The 18,115-nt window shown below is 37.6% G+C and carries 16 protein-coding genes and 1 riboswitch; of the genes, 7 read left to right on the forward strand and 9 right to left on the reverse strand.

Annotated features, from left to right (window positions below):
- Positions 1-5: 5 nt before the first annotated feature.
- The 5 genes from celB (ACK1U5_RS21610) to ACK1U5_RS21630 all read right to left on the reverse strand — a co-directional run bounded on the left by celB (ACK1U5_RS21610) (position 6) and on the right by ACK1U5_RS21630 (position 3,924).
- On the reverse strand, positions 6-1,313 hold the full coding sequence (gene celB, locus ACK1U5_RS21610) for a PTS cellobiose transporter subunit IIC (RefSeq protein ID WP_001168837.1): 1,308 nt from the start codon (positions 1,311-1,313) through the stop codon (positions 6-8).
- A 16-nt stretch (positions 1,314-1,329) separates the two neighbouring features.
- Positions 1,330-1,632 (reverse strand): PTS sugar transporter subunit IIB, encoded by a 303-nt coding sequence (locus tag ACK1U5_RS21615; RefSeq protein WP_001023563.1) that lies wholly within the window; start codon positions 1,630-1,632, stop codon positions 1,330-1,332.
- A 346-nt stretch (positions 1,633-1,978) separates the two neighbouring features.
- Positions 1,979-2,296, reverse strand: a complete 318-nt coding sequence (locus ACK1U5_RS21620; protein ID WP_000379645.1) for a PTS lactose/cellobiose transporter subunit IIA — start codon at positions 2,294-2,296, stop codon at positions 1,979-1,981.
- Between the two features lie 9 nt (positions 2,297-2,305).
- Positions 2,306-3,607 carry a PTS cellobiose transporter subunit IIC gene (gene celB, locus ACK1U5_RS21625; protein ID WP_069605028.1) on the reverse strand — a complete coding sequence of 434 codons (1,302 nt, stop codon included), beginning with the start codon at positions 3,605-3,607 and terminating at the stop codon, positions 2,306-2,308.
- Positions 3,608-3,621: 14 nt separating this feature from the next.
- A complete protein-coding gene (locus ACK1U5_RS21630) occupies positions 3,622-3,924 on the reverse strand; it encodes a PTS sugar transporter subunit IIB (RefSeq protein ID WP_030029362.1) in 303 nt (100 codons plus the stop codon).
- A 223-nt stretch (positions 3,925-4,147) separates the two neighbouring features.
- Between ACK1U5_RS21630 and ACK1U5_RS21635 the strand changes: the two genes are divergently transcribed.
- The 3 genes from ACK1U5_RS21635 (at position 4,148) to ACK1U5_RS21645 (ending at position 7,091) form a co-directional block, all read left to right on the forward strand.
- The gene (locus tag ACK1U5_RS21635; RefSeq protein WP_000649376.1) at positions 4,148-5,365 is read left to right on the forward strand and encodes a dicarboxylate/amino acid:cation symporter; all 1,218 of its coding nucleotides are present in this window, start codon (positions 4,148-4,150) and stop codon (positions 5,363-5,365) included.
- A 148-nt stretch (positions 5,366-5,513) separates the two neighbouring features.
- Positions 5,514-6,671, forward strand: coding sequence for an acyltransferase (locus ACK1U5_RS21640; protein WP_000194318.1), 1,158 nt, complete (start codon positions 5,514-5,516; stop codon positions 6,669-6,671).
- Positions 6,672-6,710: 39 nt separating this feature from the next.
- Positions 6,711-7,091, forward strand: a complete 381-nt coding sequence (locus ACK1U5_RS21645; RefSeq protein ID WP_000610162.1) for a VOC family protein — start codon at positions 6,711-6,713, stop codon at positions 7,089-7,091.
- A 39-nt stretch (positions 7,092-7,130) separates the two neighbouring features.
- On the opposite strand, the gene ACK1U5_RS21650 is transcribed toward ACK1U5_RS21645, so the two are convergent.
- Complete coding sequence (locus tag ACK1U5_RS21650) at positions 7,131-9,131, reverse strand: YhgE/Pip domain-containing protein (RefSeq protein ID WP_000676214.1); 2,001 nt, start codon at positions 9,129-9,131, stop codon at positions 7,131-7,133.
- A gap of 134 nt (positions 9,132-9,265) precedes the next feature.
- On the opposite strand from ACK1U5_RS21650, the gene ACK1U5_RS21655 reads away from it, so the two are divergent.
- A complete protein-coding gene (locus ACK1U5_RS21655) occupies positions 9,266-10,150 on the forward strand; it encodes a LysR family transcriptional regulator (protein WP_000421939.1) in 885 nt (294 codons plus the stop codon).
- A gap of 47 nt (positions 10,151-10,197) precedes the next feature.
- Here ACK1U5_RS21655 and ACK1U5_RS21660 read toward each other — a convergent pair whose 3' ends face one another.
- Both ACK1U5_RS21660 and ACK1U5_RS21665 read right to left on the reverse strand, forming a co-directional pair.
- Positions 10,198-11,283, reverse strand: a complete 1,086-nt coding sequence (locus tag ACK1U5_RS21660; RefSeq protein WP_001231654.1) for a hypothetical protein — start codon at positions 11,281-11,283, stop codon at positions 10,198-10,200.
- A 91-nt stretch (positions 11,284-11,374) separates the two neighbouring features.
- Positions 11,375-11,524 (reverse strand): hypothetical protein, encoded by a 150-nt coding sequence (locus ACK1U5_RS21665; protein WP_000283181.1) that lies wholly within the window; start codon positions 11,522-11,524, stop codon positions 11,375-11,377.
- 255 nt (positions 11,525-11,779) lie between these two features.
- Here ACK1U5_RS21665 and cydA point away from each other — a divergent pair, with 255 nt between their 5' ends.
- The 3 genes from cydA to ACK1U5_RS21680 all read left to right on the forward strand — a co-directional run bounded on the left by cydA (position 11,780) and on the right by ACK1U5_RS21680 (position 15,982).
- Positions 11,780-13,135 (forward strand): cytochrome ubiquinol oxidase subunit I, encoded by a 1,356-nt coding sequence (cydA, locus tag ACK1U5_RS21670; protein ID WP_000381987.1) that lies wholly within the window; start codon positions 11,780-11,782, stop codon positions 13,133-13,135.
- On the forward strand, positions 13,128-14,153 hold the full coding sequence (locus ACK1U5_RS21675) for a cytochrome d ubiquinol oxidase subunit II (RefSeq protein ID WP_000272787.1): 1,026 nt from the start codon (positions 13,128-13,130) through the stop codon (positions 14,151-14,153). The genes cydA and ACK1U5_RS21675 overlap by 8 nt, the downstream gene beginning before the upstream one ends.
- 470 nt (positions 14,154-14,623) lie before the next feature.
- A complete protein-coding gene (locus tag ACK1U5_RS21680; RefSeq protein ID WP_030029375.1) occupies positions 14,624-15,982 on the forward strand; it encodes an arsenic transporter in 1,359 nt (452 codons plus the stop codon).
- A gap of 101 nt (positions 15,983-16,083) precedes the next feature.
- Here ACK1U5_RS21680 and thiC read toward each other — a convergent pair whose 3' ends face one another.
- On the reverse strand, positions 16,084-17,844 hold the full coding sequence (thiC, locus tag ACK1U5_RS21685) for a phosphomethylpyrimidine synthase ThiC (protein ID WP_000814479.1): 1,761 nt from the start codon (positions 17,842-17,844) through the stop codon (positions 16,084-16,086).
- Between the two features lie 112 nt (positions 17,845-17,956).
- A riboswitch (TPP riboswitch) is annotated at positions 17,957-18,072 on the reverse strand.
- Positions 18,073-18,115: the final 43 nt, after the last annotated feature.

Here is an 18,115-nt window from a genome sequence, read left to right on the forward strand (position 1 = left end):
CTATGTTACATAGGTAAAGAATTACTATTACCTTGTGCTGCTGCTTTTTCAGTACGAACAACTGAACGGTCACATAACACAACGAATGGATAATAAATTACCATTGCAATTACAAAGTTGAATAACTGTAGAATTGCACCAGAAATATGTCCACCTGTTACAAGATAACCACTAATAATTGGTGGTGTTGCCCATGGAATCATCACAACTGTTTTTGGTACCCACCCCATAGATATAGCTGTATAAGAAGTAATTACTAATACAATTGGTGTTAGGATAAAAGGTAAGAATAAAATTGGATTTAAAATAATTGGTGTACCAAATATTACTGGTTCGTTAATGTTAAATGCACCAGGTCCAATTGATAAGCGAGATACACCACGTAATTGTGCACTTTTTGCTACGAGTAATACCACTACTAAGAATGCTAATGTCGCACCAGAACCACCAAGGTATACGAAAGTATCAAAGAATGGTTTTGTAATAATATTTGGAACATCAAATGCAGATGTACCACCTTTGAATAAATTCATATTTTTCTCTAATGCCGGTAAGTATAATGGCTCAATAATACCACCAACGATATTTGGCCCATGTAAACCGAAGAACCAAAGAAGATGAACAAGGATTACAATGATAATTGCACTTGGTAATGTCCCTGCTAAACTTTGCAGTGGTGATTGAATCGTATTAAAAATAAATTCATGAACACTTGTACCAGATAATTTCACTGCTAATTGAATACCTGCAACTACTGTTAAGATAACAAATGCTGGAACTATAGCTGCGAAAGATCTTAAAACTGCTGGTGGTACTCCATCAGGCATTTTAAAAGTAATGTTTCTTTGTACAAAGAAACGGAATACTTCAGTAACAAGGAGTGCCACAATAATTGCTACGAATAACCCTTGTGCACCTGTCCAAGCTAAGTTCAATCCGCCTTCTTTCGGTGTTGTTGGTGTAAGAATAATTAACGCACCAAATGAAATAATACCTGCTGACAAACCATCAACGCCGTAAGATTTTGCTAAGTTATAACTTGTTGTAAATGCTATGATTAGTGCTAGAATCGCGAAAGAACCAGTCCACATTCCGCCGCCGACTTGTTTCCACGTTTCACCAAACAAACCTTTCATGAAATCTTGGAAAACTTCAGATGGAAAACCATTAATTAGTGATGCCAGTGCACCAACTAAAATAAGTGGCATAACTGCAATAAATCCGTCACGGATCGCAGCTAAGTGACGTTGCGATCCGATTTTACCAGCGACAGGAACAATATATTTCTCCATAAATGCAATAAACTTTTGCATTTCGCTTCCCCCCTAATTATTTTTTAAGTGTTAATGCGTGATCTAAAACTGCTTCTCCATTCATCATGCCGTAGTGCATTGGATTGATAACGTCGATTCCAACGTTTTTCTCGTCAGCAAGCGTTTTCATTGAAGAGAGCATATAACGAACTTGTGGTCCTAGTAATAATACATCAGCTTGGTCGATATTGTTTTTTACTGCATCCCCAGATACAGCCCAAATCTTTCCTTCTAGACCGCGAGCTTTTGCAGCCGCTTCCATTTTTGTAACTAGTAAACTTGTAGACATCCCTGCTGAACAACATAATAAAATATTCATTTGAAAATCCCCCTTGTGTAGTATAAAAAATTTATGTTTATTTATTTTTCTTTACGCTATTTATTAATGCAATTAGCGTGCCAACTTTTCAAAACCACTAAAATCAGTGCTTTTTCGAGCATTTTCTTTGTGTGTTAACGCTTTCAATTAGTGTGTCGTCCAAAAAACACACAGTGTGTTATAAAACAACACGCTTTTAACACATAACTGTATGAAAATAGATTAGTGTTTAGTCGTCTAGTTGTGTTTAACATGAAAAAACACTAAAAAAACTTTTTCAATGAAAAATAATTCATTATTTTAACCCACTATTTAGTGAAATAAAAAAACCTTGCATAAGCAAGGTTCATTCATCCACCGACATCTTCCTATATAACTCTACAAACTCACTCGCTAATTCTTTCACCGTAATTGCATTCATTAAATGGTCTTGCGCGTGTACCATTAAAAGAGTAACTTCGGTCTTTTCGCCACCAGCCTCTTTCTGGATAAGCTCCGTTTGTACGCGGTGCGCCTCCTTTAATTCCTCTAGTGCTTCTTGTAATTTAGCTTCAGCTTCTGTAAACTCCCCACGCTTCGCACAATCAATTGCTTCCATTGAACAACTTCTCGCGTTTCCCCCATGCAAGATTAAATGAAAAGCTTTCGTCTCTATCGTATCCATTGTAGTTCTTTACTCCCCCTTTTCTTCCGCCAGTTTTTGTTTATCCCATATTTTTAAGAACGGTAAATAAATGAAGAATGCTAGCGCAAAGTTAACAAGTTGCAAAATAACACCTGAAATTTTCCCGCCCGATCCTAAATATCCACTAAAAAGAATAGGTGTCGTCCAAGGTACAGCGGCCCCACTCGGACGTGCAACCCATCCCCATTCCATTGCAAAGTAAGAAACAATTGTTAGCACGACTGGAACTAATATAAATGGAATTAGTAAAAGTGGGTTCATCACAATCGGCATACCAAAAGTTACCATCTCATTAATATTAAATATACCAGGTGCAATTGACAATCTCCCTAAACTTTTTAATTGTTGACTTCGTGCAAATAGTAACATTCCGACAACTAGAGCAAGCGTTGCACCAGAACCGCCCATATAAATCCATAAGTCAAAAAACTGTGCCGTAATCGTATTTGGTACATCTTGCCCAGCTTGAAAAGCAACTCGGTTTTGATCCATTAACGACAACCAAACGGGGCTCATTACACCACCAACAATAGTAGCACCATGAATTCCACAAGACCAAAGAACATGAACGAGAATAACTGCTATTATCGCGCCCCAAAGACTAGCACCAAGTACACTAAGCGGTTCCTGTAAAATTTGTCCTACAATATTATGGATACTGCCAAAAGAAGTATTTTCTATAATTAAGCGTAAAATCCAAATAACTGTTACAACAATAAATCCTGGAACAAGTGCTGCAAATGAACGCGTGACAGCTGGTGGAACTGTCTCTGGCATCTTTATAATTATCTTTTTTTGTACAATAAACCGATAAAGTTCAGTAGATATAAGTGCAATAATCATTGCTACAAATAACCCTTGGCTTCCCATTAATGCAGCTGGGATAGCGCCTTCTACAAGTACACTTTCTTTTGTACTTGGTATAATATATGCAACTTGAAATGGAGTCGCAAGTAAAAACGTCACAAGCGACAATGCCCCGGATGCTAAAGCATCTACTTTATAATAATCCCCAAGTCTGTAAGCGATTCCAAAAACAGCTATTAAAGCCATTATATTAAAAGTTGCACTAACTGGATACCCTAAAGCTCGCTGCCAATTCTCCCCAAACAAACCTGCCATAAAATCGTTATATCCCGGTATCGGCAGTGCACTAATAATGAGGAAAAACGATCCAATAATTAAGAAAGGCATCGTTAAAATAATTCCATCTCGAATTGCTTGTAAATGCCTCTGCTCTGCAACCTTCCCTGCTACCGGCATCACATACTTCTCTAAAAACCGTATCATCTATCCCACTCTCCTCATGGTTTCATTAACAAAGCTGCTTGCAAGATAGCTTCTCCATTACAAAGTCCGTAATGAACAGATTGAATGACATCAACAGGTATCCCTTTATCCTTACATAATTCTTTCATTTTCGGTAATAAATAACGTACTTGCGGTCCAAGTAAAAGAACATCAGCTTTATCAATATGACTATTCACTTCAGAACCTGATACTGCCCAGATTGTTACTTCTATCCCTATTGCCTCTGCTGCTTTCTCCATCTTTGTAACAATCAAACTGGAAGACATTCCCGCTGCACAGCAAAGTAAAATATTCATCCCGCTTCCCTCCCCCTTTTTCTCTACCTAAGTTATGGTGCACTCCTTGCCACCACTAGGTTACAAATATATATGTCTAGATTTCCTGCTGTATGCCGAGCTTAAAAACAAAAATTTCTTGATTTTCACGCTATTCCATTTATCCGTATTCTCCTAGTAAAGAGGCCCCTAACTCGCTATAATGATTCAGTATGATTTTTTTAATTGATAGGAGGATATATTTATGAAGGCATATCGCTTTCCACTTATTTTATTATCTTCTATCCTAATTGGTGGTTTCATTGGTTATTTCATGGGTGCCGATGCAGTTGCTTTAAAGCCGCTTGGTGACATTTTCTTAAACTTAATGTTTACGATTGTTGTACCTCTAGTGTTCTTTAGCATCGCATCGTCTATTGCTAATATGGATGGATTAAAACGTTTCGGTAAAATTATGTCTAGTATGGCTGGGACTTTCTTATTTACAAGTATTTTAGCTGCTATTTTTATGATTATTGTCGTGAAAGTATTCCCGCCAGCACAAGGTGTTGTACTAGAACTAACACAACCTGACAAAGCCGGTAAAGCTGTTAGTGTTGCAGATCAAATCGTCGGTATTTTAACAGTATCTGACTTCTCGAAGTTACTATCTCGTGAAAATATGTTAGCTCTTATTTTCTTCTCTATCTTAATGGGGATTGCAACTTCAGCAGTTGGCGAAAAAGGAAAGCCATTTGCTACATTCCTACAAGCTGGTGCAGAGATTTCAATGAAGGTTGTATCTTTCATTATGTACTACGCTCCAATCGGACTTGCTGCTTACTTCGCAGCATTAGTTGGCGAATTCGGACCACAACTTCTTGGAACTTACTTCCGAGCAGCAATGGTATACTATCCTGCTTCTCTCATTTATTTCTTTGTATTCTTCACATTCTATGCATACCTTGCAGGTCGCAAACAAGGTGTACAAGTATTTTGGAAGAACATGGTCTCTCCTACAGTTACATCACTTGCAACTTGTAGTAGTGCCGCAAGTATTCCAGCAAACTTAGAAGCAACAAAGAAAATGGGTATTTCTTCAGACGTTCGTGAAACAGTTGTCCTTCTTGGTTCTACTCTTCATAAAGATGGCTCTGTTTTAGGCGGCGTATTAAAAATTGCTTTCTTATTCGGTATTTTCAACATGGAATTCGAAGGACCGAAAACATTAGCAATCGCACTTGTTGTTTCTCTATTAGTAGGAACAGTAATGGGCGCTATTCCAGGCGGCGGTATGATTGGTGAAATGTTAATCGTTTCTTTATATGGCTTCCCGCCAGAAGCATTGCCAATTATCGCAGCAATCAGTACAATCATTGATCCTCCTGCAACGATGTTAAACGTAACAGCAGATAACGCTTGTGCCGTAATGACAGCTCGCCTTGTAGAAGGTAAGAACTGGATCAAAAACAAATTTGCTTAATAAATACAAAGAGGATGCTCCAAACGAGCATCCTCTTTCTTTGTTGTTAATCCATTCCGCCACAAATTTGTTAAAACCTTCACAAATATTCCACATCCATTATCCATTCTCCGTACTATAATCATGTATGGAACAGGAGATGGAAATAATGACACAAAGCGCACCAGAATTTAAAGTTTTGCAAAGCATTGCATTTCTCGCTGTCGTTTTGCAAAGTTCCTTATTATATACAATGAATCAAGGAAATGTCTTACTTGAGCAATCCCTCATTATGGGCATGCTATTTAATCTTGCAAAATTCTCAGCACCAGCATTCATATTTATCGTTGGATTTCACTTAATTCGTCACTATACAAAGCAATTAGTATATAAAGAATATATTTCCGAAAAAGCGATACACTTACTCATTCCGTATTTCTTTTGGTCTATTCTTTACTTATTAACAACAAACGATCTTATTACATTACAAAGCGGAATAAAAAGTTTATTACTCGGAACAGCCGCGCCCCATCTTTGGTACGTTATTATGATGTTCCAAATTCACTTATTGTTCCCTTTACTATGCACACTTTTTTATTGGTTTCAAAAACGAACAGAAAATAAAAAAGACATATATAAATATATGACCTTTTTCGCTTGCCTATATTTTCTATTAATGTGGTTCTCTTCTCACTATATTTTTAATGGAGAAAAATTAACAAGTTCAACAATTTTACATTATACAGATCGATCATTTCTATTCTACTCATTCTATTTCGTTATGGGCGGCATTGCCGCTGTAGCACTAAAAACTTGGCGTCTATTCGTCATGAAACATATCCCGCTTATAACAATATTATTTTTCATCTTATTTTTATTCATCAATTATGAGTTGTTTAGTTTTTACGGAGCAAACTCTATTCATTTAACTGTTTCTACCTATTTAAAACCATCTATGTTTTTATATATCGTATGCGAAATTATCATACTGTATGTGTTATCTATTATGATAGTACAGCGTCGGGGTTTCTTATATAAAACGTTACGTTTCATTGGTAATTACACGTATGGTGCTTATTTAGCTCATTTATTCTTCTTGCAACTATGCACAAAACTTCTTTCCTTATTCACACTGCAAGAAAATACTATATTATATAGCCTATTACTATTTGTGTTAACGGCCATTATCTCTATTTCAACAATGGTCATTTGTAGCACAATACCATTTCATACTTGGATTACAGGGCCTTCTCCTACAACAAAGATGAAATGGACGAAGGTTGTATTACGAAAAAATCATAAAAAACTATTCAAGCCATATATTTGATATAATAATACGCATATAAAAAGAAAGCGAGAGACACCTATGATTAATCAAGTTGGACAAATTATGCTATATGTAAATAACCAAGACGAAACAGTACAATTTTGGACAGAAAAAGTAGGGTTCCAAATCATTGCGGAAGAAAATAACGGAAACGGATTCCGCTGGATTGAAATTGCACCGGCGAAAGAAGCAGGAACAAGCATCGTCCTTCACGATAAAGCGTTAATCGCGAAGATGCAACCTGAACTAAACCTAAATACGCCTTCACTTATGTTCTTCTCAAATGACTTAGACCGTCTATATAAAGATCTTTCTGAGAAAAATGTCACAGTTGGACAGGTTGTAGATTTACCTACTGGTAGAGCATTCAACTTTGCTGATAATGAAAATAATTACTTTGCAGTAATGGAACGCAAATAAAAAATAAGCTATCCGAAAAATCGGATAGCTTATTTCATTTTAAGAAACTTGTTCTGCATTCGTTTCTCTATGCTGTATATGGCTCGTGATCCAAGCAATTCCACCGGCAACAACGAGATAACATAACAATATTAAAATTTGCATTTGTAATTGCGACCAATCTCCTAAAGAAATAACATCTTGTAATCCTCTAAGAGAATGAGACATTGGGAGAAACTGTCCAATTTTGCTAAGAACAGCTATGTTTAATTCTCCTGGGAAAGTACCTCCGCTCGTCGCTAATTGCAGGACAAGAAGCGTTACCGCTAAGAATTTTCCAACAAGACCAAATACTGTTACTAACATAAGAATAAATGTCATGAACGTAAAGGAAATAACAATACTTGATAAAACAAAAAGTGGCACACTTGCAACTTCTAATTTCATAACTCCTAGCACAACTACATCTACGAGTAGCGCTTGAATGAGTCCAATTAAATATACCAATCCTAGTTTATTGATAAAATGTACCGTTCCGCTTACCTTCATGTTTTGTCTGCGGCCAAGAGGTAAAATATTCGATGCCATAATTCCGCCAACATAAAATGCAAGTGATAAGAAATATGGTGCAATGCCTGAACCGTAGTTAGGAACGTCAGAAACTGTTGACTTCACTAACTGAACTGGCTCTGAGAACATCGTATTGCGTGCATCATCATTACGAACATCCGCTATCTTCTCTGCGCCCTCTCCTAATTTCGTAGAAAGTTCTTTCGCACCATCATCAAGTTTAACAAGTCCATTTGTTAATTTACTAGCACCGTTATTCAGCTCCGTTCCACCACTCGCAAGCTGATTTACACCTTCTTGCAGGGATGTAAATCCATTTCCCCACTTCATAAATCCATCAGCCAAATTCGATGCACCATCTGCTATCTTTTTCGTTCCAGCAGTAGCTTCATTTAACTTAAATCCGAATGTATTCATGCCTTCTTCAATCTTATGTTGACCATCAGTTAGCTTCTTCGCACCTTGTGTCAATTGTTGTTGGCTACTATTTAAAGTACTTGTTGCTTTAGCTAGTCCATTAGACGTAGCAACAATTTTTTGAAAAGCGGGATCTTGCTGCACTTCTGGATGATTTTTCACGTACTCTTCTAATTGTTGTTTCACACTATTAGCCGCCCCATCCGCTTTTACTTGCCCTTCAGCAAGCTTCTCACTTCCGCTCACCCATTCATTTGTACCAGCACTTAATTCACTAACTCCTGATTGTAACGTTTTTTCACCTTGTGCTAATAACTCCATACCACTATGAAGTGATGTCGCTCCTTGACTCAGCTCATTTGCTCCCCCCGTTAAGGCAGATTGGCTAGACGCAAGCTTGTCACTTCCTTCTTTCAATTTCGATGTCCCGTCACTTAAACGATCAATACCATTCGCAAGCTGATTCGCTCCATTTTTTGCATCGGTCGTTCCTTCATGTAACTTCTCAGCACCATTACTTGCATCACTCAACCCTTGTGCCAAATCTTGAAACTTTGAAAAAACACCTTCTGTATATGATTTCGTAATACTGTTTGAGATTTTTGTTTTCATATTTTCAACAGCTGTCGTTCCAATTTGAGCCGCTACAAAGTTTTTACCTGGATTTACTTTGTACTGCAACTTTGCTGGCTCTGGTTTCTCATCCATAAGTGTACTTACCTTTTTAGAGAAATCTTCCGGAATCGTAACAACCATATAATATTTATCTTCTTTTAACCCTTCATCCGCACTTTTTTCTGATACGAAATGAAAAGCCAATTCCTTATTCTCTTTTAAATTTTTAACAAAATCGTCTCCTGCATGAATTGTTTTTTCATCCATCGCAGCACCCTTATCTAAATTCACAACCGCAACAGGTAATTTATCTAATTTTCCGTACGGATCCCAATATCCAGCTAAAAAGAATCCTGAATAAATTAACGGAACGATTAATAAAAAAATTAAAGCGATACGTCCATGTTTATGGTGCCACATCGCTTTCCAATCTTTAAATATAAGTTTAATTCCCTTCATGAAACATACTCCTCTTCTAATTTAACACCCTTCGAATGGTTTAACAGATTTACTATACACGTCACTTTACATACTGTATAATACATCTTTAATTATTAATTCATTCCTTTTGGTCTATAGAAAGGAGACTCGAAATGGAACTGCTCCAGTTAAAATACTTTCAGACAGTTGCACGACTAGAACACATGACAAAGGCAGCTGAAGAATTGCATATCGCGCAACCTTCACTCAGCAAAACAATCGCTAGACTCGAAAAGGATTTAGGAGTCCCTTTATTTGATCGCCAAGGCCGACAGATTACTTTAAATTCTTTCGGAAAAGTATTTTTAAAACGAGTAGAACGTATTTTTCATGAATTAAGCGAAGGGCAACGAGAAATTAAAGATTTAGCCGAATTACAACAAAGCTCTATTACACTGGCCGTTTCTATTCCGAGAATATTACCAGAACTACTTGGCTCTTTTTTACTAGAACATCCTAACGTTCGATTCCAACAATTTCTTGCATCCACTCCTTCTATGAAACGACAACTAGATAATATAGAAATTGACTTTTGTATCTCCTCTGTGCCAATTGAAGGTGAGGAGATTGTTTGGGAACCACTTATTACAGAAGAAATTTTCTTAGTCGTCCCTTCAGGCCATCGTTTATCAGGCCGAGAAAATATCCACCTGCATGAAGTAAAAAACGAACCGTTTATTAGTATGAACACTGGCTATGGATTTCGACACTTAACGGATGGATTTTGCAAAGAAGCTGGTTTCACTCCGCATATTGCTTTTGAAGTAGATGAACCGACCGTGATTAGCGACCTCATTAAGCAAGGTCTCGGCATCGCTTTTGTTCCAAGTTTAACTTTATTAAAAAACTCTACTTTAGCATCAAGCAAGTTGCGTATTATTGAACCCAATTGTCAGCGAACCATCGGATTAAGTTGGTCAAAAAAACGCTACTTATCAAAAACAGCTCAGCAATTCCGTGAATTCGTGATTGATTACTTCTCCAACATTAGGACGTAAAATTATATCAACAAATAAAAGTTGCCACCCTCATATGGTGGCAACTTTTATTGTTCACTCTTTTTTAATTCCATTTCAGCTAAAAGTGGTAGTACATTATCAAAAATATGCGTATTATTATTTTCACCTGTTACATATCCACCGTAATATCTACTAAATACGTTATCATTTCGGAATGTGGCCATATGATCATACAATTCTTTCGCAAACTTTTTATCACCTGTTTGTAGTACGTACAAAATCGTTAATCCGTATGCGGCTGGCGATTCATAATTCACAGTTTGTTTTCCCGTTTCTAAATTGTAACGACCGTATAGCTTTCCATCCTCCTGGAATTTCTTCTTTATAAATTCCAAATAAGCAGTTGATGAAAGACCACCTAAACTTCGATGATATGCAACGTATGATTGGTCAATAAGATTCACTTCTTTATCGTACGTAAACGTACCATCTTCTTTATACTCTTTCGGGAATGCCCAGCCATGCCTTGGATAGTCCGCTAAAAATTGAACGACTTCCTGATATTGCTGAGCAGAAACTTTGTCGTACTTCTTCATATAGGAGAATGCACGTGGATTTATGTATGATGTTGTTACAAAATTATTTTGTTTCCCTGCATCTGCATCATAATAATCAACATAATAATTATCTTTTTTATTATAACGAAGTACAGCATCACTTAATTGATCGGCAAGGTTTTTATAACGCTCTTCCTTATACATTTCATAAGCACGATATAATTGTTCTATAATACGAAGATCATCTATAAGTGCATTTGTAGCTGACTGCCTCTCTCCCTTTTCAGAGAGTTTCCATAAAACGATATGATTCTTATATACGAAATTATCTTGAATAACCTTTACTTGCTCATCAAATAACGCCTGATCATCTTTATCAAGTGTATATTGTAACCATAATCCCGCTGATTCTGATAAAGCTTCACGTCCCTTTGCTTCACCCGTACCTGCCTTAGTATCTACTAAACGGTACGTGGCAAGCGTTCCATTGTCATTCACCATATGTCTTAAAATAAAATTTTCTGTACGGTTTCCTTGTAAAGCTGACCAAAATACAATTCCACCTAAAGCGATCAAGAAGATAATTCCAATCCCTATATATAAACGTTTCCGCAATCTTTTCACCTCCCTAGTAAGGCTAACCTTAATTTTATCAGAACATACATAAATTTAAAAAAGACAATCCACTAGATTGTCTCCCCCATTTCTATCCCTCGTAAACCTCTTTAGAAGGTTTATATAGCGATTGTACAAGCCGATCATATTCACGACGTGTAATCTCTTTATTATATAGCTTCAATAATAAATCTCTATGCTCTTTTGAAAATGCCATCTTTTTAATGACTTCAGGATACATAAAACACCCTCTCCATTTCACATAAACTTCTTCTTTTTGAAAAATAGAACTTATGTTCGCATAAAAGATTATAAAAGATTCCTGTAAAAAAAACAAACAAAACATGAGAAACTATTTATTTCTTTCTATTCAAAATATTACAACATTATATTATCATATTCACTTTTTAAATACATATATATTTTTGGTAGTTTTTTTGAATAAATCTTCCAATTCAATCAGAAAATAATGGCAAAAAAGAAGAGGAGTTTACATATGGATACGGTAACATTAGCAAGAGCATTTTTTGGTTCTTCATTAGCATTCCACATTATTTTTGCAACACTTGGCGTCGGACTTTCATTGATGATTTTTATAAGCGAAATACTCTATCACTGGAAGAAAGACTCCGACTATGCCATTATGGCGAAAAGATGGACAAAGGCGTTTGCTATTCTTCTCGGTGTAGCAATTCCAACTGGAACAATTGTTGGTGTGCAAATCTCACTTCTTTGGCCTGGTTTCGCCAAAATTGTTGGGCAAGTTATTTCTGTTCCCTTCCAAATTGAGATTTTCGCCTTCTTTTTGGAGGCTTTATTCATGTCGATTTACGTATATGCAGCTGATAAACTTCCTCCATTTATGAGATTAATCTCGCTATTTTTCGTCATGCTTGGTGCCACGGCATCCGCCGTGCTTATTACATCAGCAAATACATGGATGAATACACCAGCAGGCTTTTCAATGAATCCAGATGGATCTGTTTTTAACGTTGATCCGTGGAAAGCTTTCTTTAATCCAAGTTTTGGCACAAGTGCATTTCATGTCGTTATTACGGCTTATGCAACCGGTGCGGCTGTCATTGCTTCTATTGCTGGATTTAAATTATTGAAGAAAAATTTAAGTACACGTGAAATTGCTTATCATAAAAAAGGGCTGCTATTAGGGCTTGTCGTTACATTTATTACAGGCGCTACGATGTGGCTTTCAGGACATGAATCAGCGATTGCCTTACATAAACACTCACCTGAAAAACTTGCATCTGCTGAAGCTTTATTTGAAACGACATCACACGCACCGCTATCCATTGGCGGAGTTGTGGATCCTAATACACTTGAACTAAACTATGCACTTGAAATTCCAAACATGCTTAGCTTATTAGTGGGACTAGACCCTAGCACTGTCGTAAAAGGACTAAACGAATTCCCACAAGAAACATGGCCACCATTTTATACACATACACTATTCAACTTAATGGTAGGAACTGCTGCGTTTACCTTTGCTGTTGCAACAATTGCACTCTTATATTGGTATTTCGTGTACCGAAAAAAGGGAACAGAACTACCGAAGTGGCTACTTTGGGGGGCTGCCGCATGCGGACCAATTATGATGCTCGGTATTGAATTCGGATGGATTTTCAGTTGTAGCGGTCGTCAACCATGGACAATTTATGGTATGCAACGTACCGTCGATGCATCTACACGCGCCGATTTCGTCGGTCCTTTATTTGTTTTGTTCATCATTTTGTATATTGGACTCGCTATTTTAACAGTCATTGTTCTACGGACATTCTTTAGAAGACATCCATTAAAGAATGATTTACAACACCAAGGAGGCGATTCTCATGTATGAGGAAAGTATTGCAATCATCATCTTATGGGCCCTTATTTTCGTATACAGTATACTAGGGTCCATTGATTTTGGCGCTGGTTTTTGGGGCATGGTATACGCAAAACATCCGACGCTCGCTGCTAAACTTGCGAATCGATACTTATCACCAACTTGGGAAGTAACAAATACGTTTCTCGTTTTCGTCGTTGTCGCATTTCTCGGCTTCTTTCCGAAAGCGGCCTTTACTCTTGCGACAGTAATGTTCGTACCAGTTATGTTAATTTTAGTGCTCATTGCAGTACGTAGTACATTTATGGTATTTGCTTACTCCTTGCCAAAATATCAATACCTTCTTCGGGTTATTTCAGGTATTACTGGTCTATTAATTCCAGCACTATTAATTACCGTTTTACCCGTTACAGAGGGAGCCTATATTACAATGTCTGAAGGAAAGGAAGTACTCCTATATGGAAAACTTCTTTCTAGCCCAGTTATCTACTGTTATATGCTCTTCGGACTAACTTCTGAACTATTTCTCTCCTCTCTCTTTCTTGCTGATTTTTCGAGAGAACAAAGTTCAGAAGATACGTATAGAATTTATAGAAGAAATGCTATCATCCTTGGTCCTGCAACGCTCGTTACGGCAATTATTGCCCTCGTTGTAATGGATCCAGAAACACATTGGCTTATGCAAGGATTAATAAAGCAATTCCCATGGTTTACAGTTTCTATTGTTTTATTCGTTATCGGATACTCGTCCCTTTGGTGGACAAACAAAAAGTACAATACACTAGGATACCCTCGCATTGCCGTTTTAGCTGTCGTCGCTCAATATGCATTTGCAAGCTATGCTTACGGGGTCGCGCATTTACCGTATATTATTTATCCTGACGTAACGGTATTTACAAGCTTTACAACGAAAGAAACGTTCTATGCACTGCTCATTCTATACGCAATTGGGATTGCAATTTTATTACCAGGATTTATTTTCTTCTGGAACTTATTCTTGAAGGATCGTACTTTTTTGAAAGAAAAATAATATAGCATTGGAGTCTGTTCCAAAAGACATTTTGGGATGGGCTCCTTTTTTCATGTTTTGTCGATAAGTCGATATATTTTAAAAATCGCTGATATATTTTAACTTGCGCCGATATATTTCAATAATCGCTGATATATTTTTAGTTGCGCCGATATATCTCAATAATCGCTGATATATTTTAACTTGCGCCGATATATTTCAATAATCGCTGATATATTTTAACTTGCGCCAATATATCTCAATAATCGCCCATATAAATTTCATTTACTATCTTACTGCCCAATAATTTATAGACTCCTCTCATAATAGTTATTTCACTATTCGTGACACTTGTCCTTTAGCTTGAAAAACACATATTCGGTTCATCTCGTTATACGTCTAGTTCTTCTTATTTTTTGCTGAATATACTACCAATATAAACTTGAGACAAGCTACATCTGTTCAAGGGAAAATAGAAAGGTAGGCAAAATATGAGCATTGAAATATGGATTACTATTATTGTATTTTTCTTAACGATGATCGTTATCTTTTGGCGACCTCGCGGCTTAAATGAGGCATGGCCAGCAGCAATCGGAGCTGGTATCATCATAATTACTGGACTTGTATCAAAACCAGACATCATGGATATTATAAGTAAAATTGGCGGTGCTTCCATAACAATATTAGCAACTATTGTTATGGCAGTTATATTAGAAAGCTTCGGCTTCTTCCATTGGTCCGCAGCGAAACTGGCAAATCTAGCGAAAGGTTCCGGACGCCGTCTATACTGGTATATTCAATTATTATGTTTTCTTATGACTCTTTTATTTAATAACGACGGTAGTATTTTAATTACAACTCCCATTTTAATTCTTCTTCTAAAAAACCTTCAATTAAAACCACATCAACAAATTCCTTATTTATTAAGCGGAGCTTTAATCGCTACGGCATCTAGTGCACCAATTGGTGTAAGTAATATCGTAAATTTAATCGCATTAAACATCGTCCATATGACTCTTTATATGCATACCGCTATGATGTTTGTACCTGCAACATTAGGCTTATTATTTATGTCATGGCTCATGTATACAGTTTTGAAGAAAAAACTTCCGAAAAAATTACCTGTTTCTTCATATGATATTGAAGAAATTTTCTTCACGAAAAACTTCCATCCACTAAAAGGAAATAATTCTGTCGATACGAAACAAAAACGGACAAGATTCATGTTAAAAGTATTAGGTTTCGTCTTCCTGATGCGCTGTCTTCTATTCGTTGCATCCTTCTTATCCATCCCAATTGAAATCGTTGCAGTACTTGGTTCACTCGTTCTTCTCATTTGGAGATGGTACTACTTACGAACAAATCCTGTCGACATTTTGAAAAAGACACCGTGGCACATTTTAATTTTCGCTTTCTCTATGTACGTCATTATTTACGGACTCCACAACGCAGGATTAACAGCTGCACTTGTACAATGGCTCGAGCCAATTGTGAATCAGCATCTACTCTATGCTAGCTTTGCAATGGGCGGACTTGTATCCATCCTCTCTAACGTCTTCAATAACCATCCTGCCCTTATGATTGGTACAATCACATTAACAGAAATGGGACTAGATCCAGTCACATTAAAAACTATCTATCTTGCAAACATCATTGGTAGTGACATCGGTTCACTATTACTACCAATTGGTACGCTAGCTTCACTCATTTGGATGTATATTCTGAAACAAAACAAAATTAAAGTAAAATGGAAAGACTATTTAAGTGTATCCCTTATCGTTATCCCGCTCACAACAGTCGTCACACTATTCCTCTTATTCTACTGGGTACATCTCTTCTTCGCCTTATAAACAACAGAAGCCCCATTTGCTACCGTCTTAGCAAATGGGGCTTCTTCTATAATAAAGTTAGGTACTACAGTGTGATCAATCAAGTAAAGAGGTGTAACATGTTATTGATATAAATGACTACCAGCTTCTTTAAATTCTTCTGCTTTCTCTTTCATTCCTTTTTCAATTGCTTCTGTCGTTTCTAAATCATTTTCTTTTGCATATTCACGAATATCATGTGAAATTCTCATACTACAAAACTTCGGTCCACACATTGAACAGAAGTGAGCTGTCTTTGCCCCTTCTGCAGGCAACGTTTCATCATGATATTCCATCGCACGTTCAGGATCTAAAGATAAATTAAATTGATCGCGCCAACGGAATTCGAAGCGTGCTTTTGAAAGTGCATCATCACGCTGATGAGCCGTTTTATGTCCTTTCGCAAGATCAGCCGCATGCGCTGCAATTTTGTACGTAATAACACCCGTGCGTACATCATCTTTGTTTGGCAAACCTAAATGTTCTTTCGGCGTTACATAACAAAGCATCGCTGTTCCAAACCAGCCAATCATCGCAGCTCCAATTGCAGATGTAATATGGTCATAACCTGGTGCAATATCTGTCGTTAGTGGCCCAAGTGTGTAAAACGGCGCGCCCTGACAAATATCAAGCTCTTTCTCCATATTCTCTTTAATTAAGTGCATCGGTACGTGTCCAGGTCCTTCAATCATAACTTGCACATCATGTTTCCAAGCAATTTTGGTTAATTCACCAAGTGTTTCAAGCTCAGAAAACTGTGCTTCGTCATTGGCATCTGCAATAGACCCTGGACGTAATCCATCTCCAAGAGAGAACGAAACATCATACTGCTTCATAATTTCACAAATCTCTTCAAAGTGAGTATATAGGAAGTTTTCTTTATGATGGAATAAACACCACTGCGCCATAATCGAACCACCGCGCGAAACGATACCTGTCGTACGCTTTGCCGTGATTGGAATATAACGAAGCAATACACCAGCGTGAATCGTAAAGTAATCAACGCCTTGCTCCGCCTGCTCAATTAACGTATCACGATATACTTCCCACGTTAAATCTTCTGCAATTCCGTTTACTTTTTCCAGCGCTTGATAGATCGGTACAGTTCCAACTGGTACAGGCGCGTTACGAATAATCCACTCCCGCGTCGTATGAATATTTTTACCTGTAGATAAATCCATAATCGTATCTGCACCCCAGCGCGTTGCCCATGTCATCTTCTCTACTTCTTCTGCAATCGAAGAAGATACAGCTGAGTTTCCGATATTGGCGTTTACCTTCACATGGAAATTACGCCCGATGATCATCGGTTCAGCTTCTGGATGATTAATATTCGCTGGTAAAATAGCGCGACCTTCTGCGATTTCCTTACGAACAAACTCCGGCTCTACCCCTTCACGAATCGCAACGTATTCCATCTCAGACGTAATAATGCCATTACGTGCATAGTGCATTTGCGTAACGTTTGCACCTTGCTTTGCTCTAAGCGGCTGGCGATCCATTTGCGGGAAAACAGGTGTATGCTTCGAAGCTACTTTCACACCGTCATCCTCTGGTTTCACTTCACGCCCTTCGTATGCTTCTACATCACCACGCCCCATAATCCAAGAGTGGCGCGGCGTTGGAATTCCTTTTTCCAACTCGACCTTATACGCAGGATCTGTATAAGGACCGCTCGTATCATACACACGGATTGGTGGATTTGGAACGCCATTCGTTTCGCTTTGTTCAATCTCACGCATCGGCACTTTCATACCTTCTCGTGGTCCATCCACATATACTTTCTTACTCCCTGGTAAACTCGACTTCAATTCAATTTGCTCAGCTGAAACAGATTGTTTCATAAATTTTGTTGCCCCCCTGTTCGTGACAAGGACAAGATATGGCCAGCGCATGCCAAAATAAAAAGAGCCAGGTCCATAAAAAAATAAGGACCTGGCTCATAAAGACATCATTATGTAAAGCCGTTAACTTCCCTACGCTGGTACGAGCCAGATCAGGTCCAAAGGGTTAAGAAGTTCACGCGCTTCTCTCTCAGCCTACGCATACGTTAGGCACCCCTAGTTTATCACTGATTTAATTTTCAATACTTTCCCATCATACACGATAATCTGA

Source organism: Bacillus sp. XB1 (assembly GCF_053557995.1).

Bases quoted from the DNA above. Each gene is read 5' to 3' on its own strand.
- celB (WP_001168837.1), bottom strand. From the start codon at position 1,313: ATGCAAAAGTTTATTGCATTTATGGAGAAATATATTGTTCCTGTCGCT.
- ACK1U5_RS21630 (WP_030029362.1), bottom strand. From the start codon at position 3,924: ATGAATATTTTACTTTGCTGTGCAGCGGGAATGTCTTCCAGTTTGATT.
- ACK1U5_RS21675 (WP_000272787.1), top strand. From the start codon at position 13,128: ATGTATGAGGAAAGTATTGCAATCATCATCTTATGGGCCCTTATTTTC.
- cydA (WP_000381987.1), top strand. From the start codon at position 11,780: ATGGATACGGTAACATTAGCAAGAGCATTTTTTGGTTCTTCATTAGCA.
- ACK1U5_RS21665 (WP_000283181.1), bottom strand. From the start codon at position 11,524: ATGTATCCTGAAGTCATTAAAAAGATGGCATTTTCAAAAGAGCATAGA.
- ACK1U5_RS21640 (WP_000194318.1), top strand. From the start codon at position 5,514: ATGACACAAAGCGCACCAGAATTTAAAGTTTTGCAAAGCATTGCATTT.
- ACK1U5_RS21635 (WP_000649376.1), top strand. From the start codon at position 4,148: ATGAAGGCATATCGCTTTCCACTTATTTTATTATCTTCTATCCTAATT.
- celB (WP_069605028.1), bottom strand. From the start codon at position 3,607: ATGATACGGTTTTTAGAGAAGTATGTGATGCCGGTAGCAGGGAAGGTT.
- ACK1U5_RS21615 (WP_001023563.1), bottom strand. From the start codon at position 1,632: ATGAATATTTTATTATGTTGTTCAGCAGGGATGTCTACAAGTTTACTA.
- ACK1U5_RS21650 (WP_000676214.1), bottom strand. From the start codon at position 9,131: ATGAAGGGAATTAAACTTATATTTAAAGATTGGAAAGCGATGTGGCAC.
- ACK1U5_RS21655 (WP_000421939.1), top strand. From the start codon at position 9,266: ATGGAACTGCTCCAGTTAAAATACTTTCAGACAGTTGCACGACTAGAA.
- thiC (WP_000814479.1), bottom strand. From the start codon at position 17,844: ATGAAACAATCTGTTTCAGCTGAGCAAATTGAATTGAAGTCGAGTTTA.
- ACK1U5_RS21620 (WP_000379645.1), bottom strand. From the start codon at position 2,296: ATGGATACGATAGAGACGAAAGCTTTTCATTTAATCTTGCATGGGGGA.
- ACK1U5_RS21645 (WP_000610162.1), top strand. From the start codon at position 6,711: ATGATTAATCAAGTTGGACAAATTATGCTATATGTAAATAACCAAGAC.
- ACK1U5_RS21680 (WP_030029375.1), top strand. From the start codon at position 14,624: ATGAGCATTGAAATATGGATTACTATTATTGTATTTTTCTTAACGATG.